Origin of the sequence: Enorma phocaeensis (assembly GCF_016901575.1) — a bacterium.
Taxonomy (GTDB): domain Bacteria; phylum Actinomycetota; class Coriobacteriia; order Coriobacteriales; family Coriobacteriaceae; genus Limicola; species Limicola phocaeensis_A.
Genome location: NZ_JACJKQ010000014.1, coordinates 1 through 13935 on the forward strand (window position 1 = coordinate 1; position 13935 = coordinate 13935).

At 65.7% G+C, this 13935-nt stretch carries 9 protein-coding genes and 1 pseudogene; 4 read left to right on the plus strand and 6 right to left on the minus strand.

Annotated elements, in window-relative coordinates; all coding sequences use genetic code 11:
* A pseudogene (locus H6A15_RS07540) lies at positions 1-844 on the plus strand (carboxypeptidase M32); the annotation flags it as partial.
* Between the two features lie 47 nt (positions 845-891).
* Positions 892-1875, plus strand: coding sequence for a D-isomer specific 2-hydroxyacid dehydrogenase family protein (locus H6A15_RS07545; RefSeq protein WP_204673140.1), 984 nt, complete (start codon positions 892-894; stop codon positions 1873-1875).
* Between the two features lie 136 nt (positions 1876-2011).
* Here the strand turns inward: H6A15_RS07545 and H6A15_RS07550 are convergent, their stop codons facing one another.
* A complete protein-coding gene (locus H6A15_RS07550; RefSeq protein ID WP_342635831.1) occupies positions 2012-2998 on the minus strand; it encodes a DMT family transporter in 987 nt (328 codons plus the stop codon).
* 474 nt (positions 2999-3472) lie between these two features.
* Between H6A15_RS07550 and H6A15_RS07555 the strand changes: the two genes are divergently transcribed.
* Complete coding sequence (locus H6A15_RS07555; RefSeq protein ID WP_204673175.1) at positions 3473-6511, plus strand: insulinase family protein; 3039 nt, start codon at positions 3473-3475, stop codon at positions 6509-6511.
* 264 nt (positions 6512-6775) lie between these two features.
* On the opposite strand, the gene metA is transcribed toward H6A15_RS07555, so the two are convergent.
* The 3 genes from metA to H6A15_RS07570 all read right to left on the minus strand — a co-directional run bounded on the left by metA (position 6776) and on the right by H6A15_RS07570 (position 11613).
* Positions 6776-7723, minus strand: a complete 948-nt coding sequence (gene metA, locus H6A15_RS07560; protein ID WP_204673142.1) for a homoserine O-acetyltransferase MetA — start codon at positions 7721-7723, stop codon at positions 6776-6778.
* A gap of 227 nt (positions 7724-7950) precedes the next feature.
* Positions 7951-9063 (minus strand): Gfo/Idh/MocA family protein, encoded by a 1113-nt coding sequence (locus tag H6A15_RS07565; protein WP_204673143.1) that lies wholly within the window; start codon positions 9061-9063, stop codon positions 7951-7953.
* A gap of 417 nt (positions 9064-9480) precedes the next feature.
* Entirely contained in the window at positions 9481-11613 is a 2133-nt protein-coding gene (locus H6A15_RS07570) for a RecQ family ATP-dependent DNA helicase (protein ID WP_239462452.1), read from the minus strand.
* A 70-nt stretch (positions 11614-11683) separates the two neighbouring features.
* Between H6A15_RS07570 and H6A15_RS07575 the strand changes: the two genes are divergently transcribed.
* Positions 11684-12682, plus strand: a complete 999-nt coding sequence (locus H6A15_RS07575) for a YitT family protein (RefSeq protein WP_204673144.1) — start codon at positions 11684-11686, stop codon at positions 12680-12682.
* Here H6A15_RS07575 and H6A15_RS07580 read toward each other — a convergent pair.
* Together H6A15_RS07580 and H6A15_RS07585 are read right to left on the minus strand one after the other, a co-directional pair.
* On the minus strand, positions 12660-13319 hold the full coding sequence (locus H6A15_RS07580; protein WP_204673145.1) for an HAD hydrolase family protein: 660 nt from the start codon (positions 13317-13319) through the stop codon (positions 12660-12662). The two genes, H6A15_RS07575 and H6A15_RS07580, sit on opposite strands and share 23 nt — an antisense overlap.
* A 137-nt stretch (positions 13320-13456) precedes the next feature.
* Positions 13457-13855, minus strand: a complete 399-nt coding sequence (locus H6A15_RS07585) for a VOC family protein (protein WP_204673146.1) — start codon at positions 13853-13855, stop codon at positions 13457-13459.
* Positions 13856-13935: the final 80 nt, after the last annotated feature.

Here is a 13935-nt window from a genome sequence, read left to right on the forward strand (position 1 = left end):
AGATGTGTATAAGAGACAGGCCCTCGACTGCGTGGAGCATCCCTTCTCGGACGGCTTCGCGCCGGGCGACGTGCGCGTGACCACCCATATCTACGAAGACGACGCCATGAATAGCGTGTTCTCGGTGCTTCACGAGGGCGGGCACGCCATATACGAGCAGAACGTCGACCCGATCTATGACTACACCTGCGTGGCGCACGGCACCTCCATGGGCATCCACGAGAGCCAGTCGCGCTTCTTCGAGAACTACGTCGGGCGCGGGCGCGCCTTCATGGGGCCCCTGCTTGCCGTCATGCGCCGCCATGCCCCCGAAGCCTATGCGGACGTTTCCGAGAACGACCTCTATCGCGCCGCCAACCGCGCCCAGCCCGGCCTCATCCGCATGGATGCCGACGAGCTCACCTATCCGCTGCACATCATGCTGCGCTACGACATCGAGCGCATGCTGTTCTCGGGAGAGGCCACCGCGCGCGACATCCCAGCGCTCTGGGCAAAGCTCACCCGCGACTACCTGGGGCTCGACGTGCCGGACAACGCTCGCGGCTGCCTGCAGGACACCCATTGGTCGGGCGGAAGCTTTGGCTATTTCCCCAGCTACGCGCTGGGCAGCGCCTATGGCGCGCAGTTCCTCGACGCCATGCTCGAAGACGGCGTGGACGTCGCCCGCGCCCTTGCCGCGGGCGAGCTTGGTCCCATCGCGACGTGGCTGCGTGAAAAGATCTGGCGCTGGGGCCGCGGCAAAGATGCCGAGCAGCTCATGGTCGAGGCCTGCGGCTCGCCGTTCGACGCCTCGCACTACTGCGCCTACCTTGAGCGCAAGTTCCGCGAGCTCTACAGCCTCTAGCGAAACCGCGCCATCGGCTTTTCGCCCCGCCGCCTTGAAAGGACCCTATGAAGATCTTCGCGTTCGCTTTGCGCCCCTTCGACGAACTCGTGGTGCTCGACCGGCTCAGCCGAGAGCTCGGCTTCGAGTACGGCTGGACGCCCGACTATCCCACGCTCAGCAACGTGGAACTCGCCGCCGGGGCCGACATGCTCAACATCATCACCAACCCCATGACGCCGCCGCTGCTCGACGCCTATCGCAGGCTCGGCATCAAGGGAATCGCCACGCGCTCGATAGGCTACGACCATGTGGACGTCGCCTATGCCCACAGCCTGGGGATGCGCGTCGCCCACGCAGCCTACCCGCCCGAGGGCGTCGCGGACTACACGGTGATGCTCATCCTTATGGCCCTGCGCAAGGTCAAGCTCGTGTTTCGGCATGCCGCCGCGCAGGACTTCGGCCTCGAGGGCAAGATGGGCCGCGACCTTGCGTCGTGCACGGTGGGCGTGGTGGGAACCGGCGCCATCGGCAGCCGCGTGGCGCGCGTCCTTGCGGGCTTTGGCTGCTCCCTGCTTGCCTTTGACCCGTACCCCCGCGATGACCTGCGAGGCCTTGTCGAGTACGTCGACCTCGACGAGCTGCTGGCGTCATCGGATGTGGTGACCCTGCATGCCCCGGGCCTCGCGGAGAACCATCACATGATCGCCCGGCGCGAGCTCGCGCTCATGCGCGAGGGGTCCGTCCTCGTCAACGCCGCGCGAGGAAGCCTGGTGGACACCGCCGCGCTCATCGACGCCATCGAGTCGGGACACCTGGGCGGTGCCGCCCTTGACACCATCGAGCACGAGGCGAACCTCTACTATCGAGACAAGAGCCTGGAGGCGCTGCCCAACCGCGACCGCGCGATGCTGGAGGCATTCCCCAATGTGATCGTCTCTCCGCATATGGCCTTTTACACCGAGACCGACGTGGAGCATATGGTTCGCAGCACCACCGAGGCGCTCATCGCCTTCTCGCGCGGCGAGGACACGCCCTTCGAGGTCCGCTGAGCCGAGCTTGCGGGTGCCGACGCGCCCGAGGACATCGGCCCCAAGACGCAGGCGCCCCGACCGCAGCCGGGGCGCCCGTCTCATATTCAACTTGGACTCGTCGCACACGGCGGACAGCAGCTGCAGATGCGCGCCGCTAGACGGTCAAAAACACCATGAGGATGATGCAGGCGAAACCCACGACGTCCGTCCCTGTGAATACCGTGCCCAGCACGAGCGCGCTCGTCACGGCGGCGGACACCGGCTCGACCGTGCCGATGAGGCTCGCACGCATCGAGCCGATCTCTTTCACGCCGTGCATATACAGCGAGTAGGCAAGGCACGACCCCACGGCGGCGAGCACGAAAAACGCTCCCCACCCCATGGTGTCGAGCGCGGGCATATGCGCCCACGGCTGGATGAAGGCGGTGGTGACGATGCCCGACATGAGCATTCCGGTTCCCGTCACGACCGAAGCCCCGTATGCAGGGAGCAGGGTGCGCGTGGGGATGATCGACATGCAGGCGGCGCCGACGGCGGCCAGCAGGCCGATGGCGAGCCCCTCGGGCGGGATGGCCATGGTGCTGGGATCACCGCCGGTCGCCAACAGGTAGGTGCCCACCAAGGCCAGCACCACGCCCATGAGCTCGCGCTTGCGCGGCGCGCGGCGCGAGGTGATGCAGGCGTACACCATGATGATCACGAGCTGAAGGCACTGCAGCACGGTAGCGGTACCCGCGTTTGTGATGCGAATGGCCATGAGATAGCCAAGCTGGTTGAGCAGCACGCCCGAGGCGGAAAACACCACCATGAGCAGCATGTGGCGTCGATTTGTGAGAAGCGCCACGAGACGCTCGCGGTCGTGCATGAGGATGATCGCCAAGAACAGCAGGCCCGACACCAGCTGTCGCATGCACATGAGCCAGAGCGTGTCCACGGCGTAGTTCTCGAAGAGAAAGTCGGCGCAGGTGCCCGAGAAGCCCCAGAACAACCCGCCGAAAAGCGTGGCGAGCACGCCTCCGAGCGCACGCCGGTCATGGACGGCGTTGGATCGTTCGCGAGAAGCGCGACGATGCCTGCGCGAGGCGGCGTCAAACCCATAGCGATGCCGCGCGTCCTCAACGCCTATCGACTCGTTCTCCACGGCATCCCCCTTCTCGCCAACCATTCCCCGGGCGTCTTACCATAACGCAAGATCCCACAGGGTAAAACAGGGTTTGACAAACTTGCGTTAAAGCTTTGACCTGCGCTTTTTTGAGCTAAAGCACGCCCTCGGAAAACGTCGGGAGACCTGTGGAGGACGTTTGAAGCCGCGCGCTCCCGACAACTCGCGCGCCTTCGACCGGAAGGGCGCGATCGGGGTATAAGCTTGTCCAGTACGACATCCAACCTTGAGGGAGCAACCGTGAACAACTCGCTCAGTCCCCATGGCGACGCGCTCTTTTCAGCGCCGCCCCTGCCCACGACGCACGCTCATGCCGCCGCAGCAAAAGCCCCGCATGCAGCAGGCTCGCCCTCCGGCGGAAGCGCTGATGCCGGCGGAGGCACCGACCATGCAGGCGAAGACGCCGCCGAATCCGCCCACGCACGCCCCTCGGCACGCGAGGCCGCCGCGAGCATGCTTGCCCCGGGAACATCCACCTGCAGCTTTGCCGTCGAGGCCCACGAGGCGATCGACGAGCTTGACGCGGACGCCTTTGTGATGCGCCACACCGCAAGCGGCGCCCGCCTGCTCTACCTCGCCTGCGACGACGAGAACAAGGCCTTCGCCATCGCCTTCAAGACTCCCCCTGCCGACGACACCGGCACCTTCCACATCCTTGAGCATTCGGTGCTCTGCGGCTCTAAGAAGTTCCCCGTGAAGGAACCGTTCGTGGACCTCATCAAGAGCTCCATGCAAACCTTCCTCAACGCCATGACCTACCCCGACAAGACGGTCTATCCGGTGGCGTCGACCAACGAGCAAGACCTCATCAACCTCATGGACGTCTACATGGACGCGGTGCTCAACCCTGCCATCTGGCACAAGCGCGCCATCTTCGAGCAAGAGGGATGGCACCTGGAGCTCGATGTGCCCGAAGGCGGCGCGCCGCGAGACGGATCGCTTCGCTACAACGGCGTGGTGTTCAACGAGATGAAGGGCGCCCTCTCCGATCCGCTCGACGTGCTGGACAACGCCATCATGCGCGAGCTGTTCCCCGGCACCGCCTACGCCTTCGAGTCGGGCGGCAACCCGCGCGCCATCCCCTCGCTCACCTACGAGGCGTTTTTGGACAACCACGCGCGCCACTACAACCTGCCGAACAGCTACATCGTGCTGTACGGAGACTTCGCCGACGTCCGCCGCGAGCTCGCTTTCCTGGACGAGCGCTACCTGTGCGACGAGGCGCGCTCTGACAGCGCCTCTTGGCGCGTTCCGCCCGAGGGCTCCCCCAGCATGCCCCGCCACGACGGAGCCTGCTCCCCCAACCCGCTCGCCCGCCAGCGGCCGGTCGTGTGCGAGCTGGCCCGCGAGCGCATGGCCACCACGCCCGACAACGCCCTCGCGGGCATGGCCTATGTGCTCGGCGACGCCTGCGACACCAAGCGCATCATCGCCGCCGACGTGCTTTTCGAGGCGCTGCTGGGCTCCAACGAGGCGCCGGTGAAAAAGGCCGTCATCGCCACCGGGCTGGGCGGCAACGTGCTGAGCTACACCTCGAACGCGTGCCTGCAGCCCTATGAGCTCATCATCCTGCAAAACGCCAAGCCCGACGCGGCCCGCGCCTTCCGCCAGACCATCGAGGACGAGTGCCGCGCCCTCGTCGACGCGGGCATCCCGCGCGACCGGCTCGAGGCCGTCATCTCGAGCAACGAGTACGCCCTGCGCCAGCGCGACTACGGAACCGCCGACGGCGTCGTGCTTGCCTGCGAGGCGCTCACCACCTGGCTCTACGACGACGATGCCGCCACGCTCGCGCTCAAGGCCGCCGGCATCTTCTCCGAGCTGCGCGAGGCGCTTGCAGGAGACTACTTCGAGCGCCTGCTCTCCGAGCTCGTGCTCGAGAGCAACCACTGCGCGCTTGTCGAACTCATCCCCACCCTTGTCGATGAAGACGGCGCGGCGGGCACCGAGGCCGCGTCCTCCGATGCCGACCGCGACGAGGCGGACGCGACCCCGGCATCCCTCGAGGCTGCCGAGCTCGCCGCCCTGAAAAGCTCCCTGTCTGACGACGAGCTCGAGGGAGTCCTGCGTGATGTCGACGAGCTGCGCGCCGCCCAGGAGGCAGAGGATACCCCCGAGGCAAAGGCGACCCTGCCCCGCCTGCACGTCTCGGACATCGGGAGCGTGCGCCAGGAGCCGCCGCTCATCGTCGAGACCCGCACCCCCGTGCCGTGCCTTGTGCATCACCTGCCCACCCGGCGCCTCGCCTATGCGCTCATCTACTTCGACCTCAGCCACGTGAGCTACGCCGAGCTTCCCTATGTGAAGGTGCTCGCGCGCCTCATGCAGCAGCTTGCCACCAAGCGCCGCTCGGCATCCGAGCTCGACAGCTACATAGCTTCGAACCTGGGCTTCCTCTCGTTCACCACCGAGGTGTTCCAGCAGGGCAACTGGCGCCTTGCGCGGCCGGTGCTCTTGGTCTCCGCAGGCGCGCTCTCCGAGAAAGTCGGCGCGCTTGCCGACATCCCGCGCGAGGTGTGGGCGGAGACCCGCTTTGAGGACACCGACCGCATGCGCGATGTCCTCACCCAGCTGAAGATCGGGATGGAGCAGACGTTCATCACCGCCGGCCACCAGGCGGCGCTCGCCCGCTCGCTTTCCTACGTATCGCCCGCAGCCGTGGTATCCGAGCAGCTTGGAGGCGTCGATTTCTATCGCTTCCTGCGCGATCTCGTAGAGCATTTCGACGAGCGAAAAGACGACCTCGTGGCGAAGCTTCGCGAGCTGCAGGAGCGCATCTTCACCTCGAGCGGCACCGTCGTGAGCTTCACCGGCAGCGAGGCAGACCTTCGCCGCTATTGGGACGCCGCGGGAGACCTGGGGCTCTCCCCGCGCACCGCGCCCGCCAAGGAGCTCTACGTCCCTGCGCCCGAACCCCGGCGCGAGGCGTTCGTCATCCCCAGCGACGTGTGCTACCTGGCCCAGGCGACCGACCCGCGCGCACTTGGCATCGCCACCGACGGCAGCTGGGGCGTGGCGGCAAACGCCCTGTCGTACGACTACCTCTGGAACGAGATCCGCGTCAAGGGAGGCGCCTACGGCTGCGGCTTCCGCGCAATGGTCGACCGCCAGCTTGCCTTCTACACCTATCGCGACCCCGCCATCGACCCGTCGCTCGAGCGCATTGCGCGCTCCGGCGCCTGGCTCGGCAGCTTCGAGCCCGCGCCCGAGGCATTCGAGGGCTTCATCGTCTCCTCGGTCTCGAGCCACGACGCCCCCGTCAAGCCGTTCGCCCTCACCAAGCGTCGCAACGCCGAGTACTTCTCGCAGCGCCCCGTAGACTTCCGCGACAAGGTTCGCTCCGAGATGCTGTCCGCCACCCCCGAGCGCCTGCGCGAGCTCGGTGAGACCGTTTCACGCGTCGCACGCGAGGCCCCTCGCTGCATCTTCGGAGGGCGCGAGATCATCGAGGCCAGCTCGGCAGACTGGAACGTGGTCGACCTGCTCGGCTAGCCGTTGTGTGCCGGCACACCGCTTACGCCGACGACGCCGTCGCCGCGCAGGGCCCTGCTCCCGCGCGGCGACGGCCATGACGCGACCCGACCGGCCGAGGCGCGCTCCACCCAATAAACTTCTGCTGCAAAATGGACGCCCAAAAGACACTTGTGTTGCAAAATGGCCGCTAACTCCCCCTCCAGGCGGTGTTAGCGGCCATTTTGCAACAGGACGTCGTCTTAGCGTCCAAATTGCATCACATAATTGCGCTCGCGTCCCAGCCTACACAAGCCCCGCCATGGCGCGGGCGTTGCGGCCGACCTTGCGGATGTCGTAAGGGGTCGTCTGGTACACGTAATAGTTGAGCCAATTGGTATAGAGCAGCTGCGCCTGGCTGCACCACGTGTTGAGCGGCTCCCTTGTGGGGTCGTCATCGGGAAAGTAGTTCACCGGGATATCCGGGTCGATGCCGCGCGCCAGGTCGCGCTCATACTCGAGCTTGAGCGTATCGGCATCGTACTCGGGGTGTCCAAATACGAAGAACTGTCTGCTGTCGACGCTCTTCACAATGTAGAGCCCCGCAACCTTTGACGTCGCCAGGATCTCGAGGTCGGGGTGAGAGGCGACGTCCTCCTCGCGCACCTCGGTGTAGCGCGAGTGCACGGCGAAGAAGCGATCGTCGAAGCCGCGCACGAGCGGCGACTGGCGCTTGACCAGCTGGTGCTCGTAGACACCGGAGAGCTTCGCGGGCAGCTCATGCTTCTGGATGCCGTAGTGGTGGAAGAGCCCCGCCTGCGCACCCCAACAAATATGCAGCGTCGAGTGGACGTTGGTCGTCGACCAATCCATGATGCGCTCGAGCTCGGGCCAATAGTCGACGTCGGTAAAGTCCAGCTGCTCAACAGGCGCGCCCGTGATGATGAGGCCGTCGAAGTGCTCGTGCTCGACCTCCCTGAACGTCCGGTAGAAGGTCTCGAGGTGCTGGGCCGAGACGTTCTTCGAGTCGTGGCTCTGGGTGCGGAGCAGCTCCACCTCGATCTGCAACGGCGTGTTGGAAAGCTTGCGCATGATCTGCGTCTCGGTGGCGATCTTGGTAGGCATGAGGTTCAAGATGAGTACGCGCAGCGGACGAATGTCCTGATGGATGGCGCGATACTCGGTCATGACAAAGATGTTTTCGCCCTCGAGCGCCTGGGTGGCGGGCAGGGCGTCGGGAATGCGGATGGGCATGGCGGCGCTCCTCTATGTGCTTGAAACAGCGCATCGCAGGTCACAAGCGGTGCGCGCTCTATCTTTTCACGCACAAAGACGCTCGTCAAGCGGCGGCGGGAGCAACCTTCCTCGCGCTGCCCCCGCCGGTACGTCCTCGTATTCAAATCTCTGCCGGCATGCGGCGCCCCCGGGCGTGGGCGCCGTCGCGGGCCCACTTCTCGGCAGGCGCTCACGCGGCCGCGGGCCTATTCCCCAGCGACCGCGACGCCCGCCGCCTGGGCGAGCTCGGCCTCTTCGGGATAGTAGACGCCCCAGTCGTAGCGAAGGCGCGTCATGGTGTCCATGACGTCGGCGGCATAGTCGATCAGCTTGAGCTTCGACTCGTCCCCCGCAACGGCGGCTTCGAGGTCGGCCATCTCGTAGGCAAGCGCGTAGGCCTCCTCGCCCTCCTCGACGATCTCGCGATGCCCGTCAGAGGTCCAAACGATCTCGGCGCGGTCGGCGCGCGGGTAGTCGTTGATCTCGAGATAGCAGTTGTCGAAGCTGATCATGGCGCGCTTGGGCTGCTTGGAGTGAAGTGAGAGCGAGAAGACGCCCAGCTGGCCCTCGGCATTGCGCGTCACAAATCCGCTCGTCTCGTCCACGCCGGTCGCAGCGCGGTTGGCAAGCGAGACCACCTCGTCGGGGTGGCTTGCCATAAAGAGTCGGGCCGCGCTGAGCGCATACACGCCGATGTCCAGCATGGCGCCGCCGGCGAGCCTGGGATTATAGAAGCGATTGGTCAGGTCGCCATACTCCTTGTAGCTGCCAAAGTTGACCTGCGCCAAGTTCATCGCGCCAAACTCTCCGGTCGAGACGCGCTTGAGCAGCTTGGTATAGAGCGGCATGTGCAAGATGGTCGTGGCGTCCATGAGGACCACGCCGTGCTCGGCGGCGATGGCACGCGCCTCGGCGAGCTCGGCGCTGTTCAGCGTGATGGCCTTTTCGCACAGCACGTGCTTGCCGGCGGCAAGCGCCTCGCGCAGGAACGCGATATGGGTGTTGTGCGGCGTGGTGATGTACACGGCGTCGATGTCGGGGCTGGCATAGAGCTCCTCGAAGCTGTCGAACACGCGCTCGACGCCATAGCGCTCGGCAAACTCCACCGCCTTGCCCTTCGTGCGGTTTGCGACGCCCGCCAGCTTCCGCCCGGCGAGTGCCATGGTCTGAGCCATCTGGTTGGCGATGGCGCCGCAGCCGATCACGGCCCAGCGCAGATGCGGAGCGACGAATATGTCGCTGGGGAACGGCTTGCCCTGGACCGCCTTGAATGCGGCATCGGCAGCCTGGGCGGCATCGAGCGGAGTGGATGTGGACATGGTTGGGGCCTCCTCCGACGGCATTTTGGCGGAGACTCGCAGCTTGCGTTATCACCCGCCAGGATTCCGAGGTGATTATACCGCGCGGACGTGGCGGTCATATCCCTTGCGAGCTGGGCATGCCGCCTGCAAATAGTCAGGCTCTGTGGTCAATTCTGGCGTGCCCTGGGCACGATGGACGCGACCGACCGACGCCGATGGTCAATCATGTCGACCTCTGGGCACCTCTGCCTAGATCTAGGCGAGACGGCGCACCCGATCCGCAGCATCCATACCCAGCGATCGCCATGATTGACCAAGCAACGACTTCGTTCGCGTGTTCTCTGCCCAGCGCACGCCACTTTTGACCATGTCGTCCCCCATCGTGCGCATGCTCTGCCCAGCTCGCGGCAGAAACGACCAGAAGAAGCCCGGGCCCTAGTGCTCCGCCTCAAACTGGGCGATGGCATCAAGCAGCACCTCGCCATATTCCTGCGCCTTGCGCTCTCCGATGCCCGAGACCTCGAGCAGCTCGTCGTACGAATGCGGGCGCCTGCGGGTGAGTCCGCGCAACGTGGCGTCGTTGCACACCACATACGCCGGAACATGCCGCTCGTCAGCAAGCTCGCGCCGAAGAAGGCGCAGGCGCTCAAACAGCTCGGCATCATCGCCGATACGCGGACGCGCATCCAAGGCCGCCTCTTCGCGCAGCAGATCGACGGCACGCCTCACACGCCCCGTCGCGCGCTTGGAGGCGCGGCGTTTGATGGTAAAGGTGAAGGGCTCCCCCTCGCGGGCAGCCCCCGCATCGAGATTGCCCGCAGCCGCAAGCTCCGCCCATGCGCCGGCAACAGAAGGGTCATCTGCACAGTCGGCAAGCGCTTCGGCGGCACGTGGACCCAGGCCAACCACCGGATACTGCCCCTGCGAGATGCTCAGGTACCCGCGTCCAGCGAGCTGATCGATGATCTCTCGCACACGCGCCGCCGGAACCTGGGCCAGCTCGCCGTACCCGCCCGCCTCATCCAGATGGTAGGACCGGACGCGCTCGTTGTCCGCGCCGTGCAGCGCGTCGGCAATCACCGTCTTTCCAAAGCGTGCGGGGCGCGCCGCCACAAAGCGGACCACGGCCCGTGCGGCGTCGGTCACATCCTCCACCTCAAACGACGTCAGGCAATTCGAGCAGTTCCCGCAGCCGTGCGAAGCCGCAACCGCGTCTGACGTTCCGCCGGCGCGCACACGGGCAGCCGGCAAAACCGCAGCCATGGATACGTCTGTCTGCGGGTCCACGGGGACGGGCTCGGTTGCATGCCCCGGCGAGCCCGCCGCCTCGTCTCCAAAATAGCGCAGGATGTACTCCCGCAGGCAGCCGGTGGTCTTGCAGTAGCCCTCCATCTGCCCAAGCAGGCGAAAGCGGTTGCTGCGAGCCTGCTCGCGCTGCTCTTGGTCCAAAGCGTCGTCGTCACGCTCCTGGTCGATGAGGAAGCGACGGATGCGGAAGTCGTTGCCGTTCCAAAGCAGCAGGCACGACGCGGGGTCGCCGTCGCGACCGGCGCGGCCGGCCTCCTGGTAATACGCCTCGATGCTCTCTGGCACGTTGTGATGGATCACGTAGCGTACGTTCGGCTTGTCGATTCCCATGCCGAAGGCGTTGGTCGCCACGATGACCGGCATGTCGTCGCAGATGAAGGCCTCCTGCGCCTGGCGACGCTCCTCGGGGGCCATGCCGGCGTGATAGCGCCCAACGCGCACGCCGACCGGCCCCAGGGCGCGCCCCAGCTCGGCGGCAAGCTCGTCGACCGCCTTGCGGGTCGAGCAGTAGACGATGCCGCTTTCTTGCGCATGCTCCAGCACATAGTCGCGAATGCGCACGAGCTTCGCCTTATCACCGAGCTCCTCGACCCCAAAATACAGGTTGGTGCGGTCAAAGCCCGTCACCACCGTCTCGGGCGCGCGAAGGCCGAGCATGGCCGAGATGTCGGCACGCACGCGCTCGGTCGCCGTGGCGGTAAAGGCCGCAAGCACCGGACGCTGCGGCAGCGCTGAGACGAAATCGGAGATGGCCAGATATGCGGGGCGGAAATCCTGACCCCACTGCGACACGCAGTGCGCCTCGTCGACGGCGACCAGCGGAACGCCCAGGCCGCCCGGTGCTGCCGCGCGCCGGGCGAAGTCCAAAAAGCGCGGGTCCGAGAGGCGCTCCGGAGCCACATACATGATTTGGTACCAGCCCTCGGATGCCCGCTTGAGCACGGTGTTCTGCTGGCCAAAGGTAAGCGTGGAGTTGAGATACGCGGGGCGGGCGCCCGCCGCCTTGAGCGAGCGCACCTGGTCGGCCATAAGGGAGACGAGCGGCGACACCACCAGCGTGATGCCGGCCAGCATGAGCGCCGGAACCTGGTAGCAGATGGATTTGCCCGCGCCGGTGGGCATGACGCCGAGCGCGTCGCGACCCGACAGGATCGCCTCGACCATGCGGTCCTGGCCCGGCCGGAAGGAGGTATAGCCAAAGTAGCGCTTCAAGGTCTCGAGCGCTTGAACAAACACGGCGTCGCGCGTACCCTCTGGCAAAGTGACCTCCTGTCATGTACTGTCTGATATCGCGAGCATTATAGCGCCCATGCCAGCCTGAGGAGGATTCATGCGCCCCACCACCGATTCCATCACCGATCGAGCGCTCGAGCTGGCGCGCCTCACGGTCATTCGCCGCATCATCACCGCCGTGGCCGTCGTGGTGTCCGCCCTCCTGCAGGCGTTTCTCATCCAAGCATTCGTCAATCCGGCAAACCTGCTGCCGAGCGGCTTCACCGGCATCGCCGTCCTTGTCGACCGCATCACCTCGCTGGGCGGCGTGCGCCTGTCCACCGACCTGGGCATGCTCGCCCTCAACATCCCGCTCGCGCTCATCTGCTGGAGCCGCATCTCGAAGCGCTTCGTGGTGTTCTCCACGCTACAGGTCGTGCTTGCGGCGTTCTTCTTGCGCGTGCTCCACTTTGAGCCGCTGCTGGGCGACAAGATCATGCTCGTGGTGTTCGGCGGATTCATCTCGGGCCTCTCTATCGCCATCGCCCTGAAGGCGGGCGCCTCCACCGGCGGCACCGACTTTATCGCGCTGCTCGTTGCCAACCGAACCGGCAAGACCATCTGGGAGTTCGTGTTTGCCGGCAACTGCGCGCTCATCGTCATCTTTGGCGCGCTGTTTGGCTGGGACCACGCCGCCTATTCGATTGTGTTCCAGTTCATCTCGACGAAGTCGCTCGACAGCTTCTACCATCGCTATGACCGCGTGACGCTGCAGATCACCACGCGTCACGCCACCGAGGTCATGGATGCCTACATCGCGCGCTTCCAGCACGGCATCAGCTGCGCCGAGGTCATTGGCGGATACAGCCGTCAGAAGATGTACCTGCTGCACACCGTGGTCTCCACCTACGAGTCCGAAGACATCATCCGGCTCGTGCGCGAGGTCGACCCCGGCGTGGTGATCAACGTGTTTCGCACCGATGACTTCGTCGGCGGCTGGTGGCGCGGACACGTCGACGAGCCCGTGCCGGCCGCCGTGCCCGACCCCGACAAGCTTCCGCCTCGGACCTCGCCGAGCCGGCGCCGCAGCTCGCTTATGCAAGACGACGGAAGATAGGCCAGGCTCGCGCTTCCTTTGCATTCAAGCTCGCATCGCACGCCACAGAGAACGCGGACGTCTCGCCGGCGCCTCCCCACGTGCCCACCTTCATGTCGGAGAACTCCTCGACCGCGTCGAGGTAGTCCTGGTAGCTCGAGAGGATGAAGCTCACCTTGTTCACATCGTCGCGATAGAGCTCGCCGCCGTAGATCATGCCGTGCATGACGTCGTCGGTCTCGAGGGTCTCGGCGTTCTCCACGCCCTTGCGCCCGGCATACAGGCGCAGCACCGGACGTGCCTTCTCGCGAAAATGCTCGCTCGCGAAGAGGCCGTTGTTGCTCTCGAGATAGAACTCGAGGCCGCGCCCGTGGCACCAGTCGACGATGCGGCGGCACTGCTCGGCCGTGACATGCTGGTGCATGACCACCGTGTCATCCACCTCGACATATGCCCCGTTGCCGCCGATCATGCCGTCGAAGCCGATGGCGAGGAGCTCGGGCGGGTTCTCCGCCTTGCTGCGGCCGGTGCACATGAACACCTTGTGGCCGCGGGACCTCGCCTGCCCGATGGCCCGCTTCGCCGAGGCGGGAATGACGTTTTCATAGGTGGTGATGGTGCCGTCGACATCGAGGAAGACGACCTTTGTATCTGACATGCTTGCCCCCTACCCCGCCCCCGCGACGAACTCCGTGACAGCACGCGTGCGTTGAATAGAAAGACTCCGCCCGACAGGGCCCGGTGCGCGGGGCCGCGCGCCAAGGCGGGCGATGTCGGGCGGGGAACGGAGTGGCGCTATACCGTGATCTCGATGCGGTTGCCCTCGGGTCCTGCGACGCAGCTCTCGTAGTAGCCGTCGCCGGTGGTGCGAGGACCGCTGAGCACCGCGTAGCCGTCGGCGACGAGACGTTCCGTGAGCGCGTCGACCTCTTCGGCGCTTCCCACCGAGAACGCCAGGTGGGCAAAGCCCATCCGCTCGACGGAGAGGTCCACGCCCTCGGAGGCGCGGCCGCCCACCTCGGGCTTGGTCATGACCTCGAGGCGCGCCCCGTCTTCGAAAGTGAGGAAGTACGAGCGAAACCCGGTGCGCTGGTTGTGATACTCGTCATTAGCTGTCGCGCCGAAGTAGCGCACAAAGAAGTCGCGCGCGGCGACAAGGTCCTCCACATACAGCGCCACGTGTTCGATCCTCATGGTTCTCTCCTTCTCTAGGCGCCTGTCCGTCTGCCGCGCGGCGGCATGGCCCGCCGCAGGGGACGGCCCTGCCTGCCACG

What these genes read in the sequence shown, in the direction of transcription:
- H6A15_RS07585 (WP_204673146.1), bottom strand. Translation starts at nt 13,855, where the DNA reads ATGAGGATCGAACACGTGGCGCTGTATGTGGAGGACCTTGTCGCCGCG.
- H6A15_RS07575 (WP_204673144.1), top strand. Translation starts at nt 11,684, where the DNA reads ATGCGCCCCACCACCGATTCCATCACCGATCGAGCGCTCGAGCTGGCG.
- H6A15_RS07565 (WP_204673143.1), bottom strand. Translation starts at nt 9,063, where the DNA reads ATGTCCACATCCACTCCGCTCGATGCCGCCCAGGCTGCCGATGCCGCA.
- H6A15_RS07555 (WP_204673175.1), top strand. Translation starts at nt 3,473, where the DNA reads ATGCTTGCCCCGGGAACATCCACCTGCAGCTTTGCCGTCGAGGCCCAC.
- H6A15_RS07545 (WP_204673140.1), top strand. Translation starts at nt 892, where the DNA reads ATGAAGATCTTCGCGTTCGCTTTGCGCCCCTTCGACGAACTCGTGGTG.
- metA (WP_204673142.1), bottom strand. Translation starts at nt 7,723, where the DNA reads ATGCCCATCCGCATTCCCGACGCCCTGCCCGCCACCCAGGCGCTCGAG.
- H6A15_RS07580 (WP_204673145.1), bottom strand. Translation starts at nt 13,319, where the DNA reads ATGTCAGATACAAAGGTCGTCTTCCTCGATGTCGACGGCACCATCACC.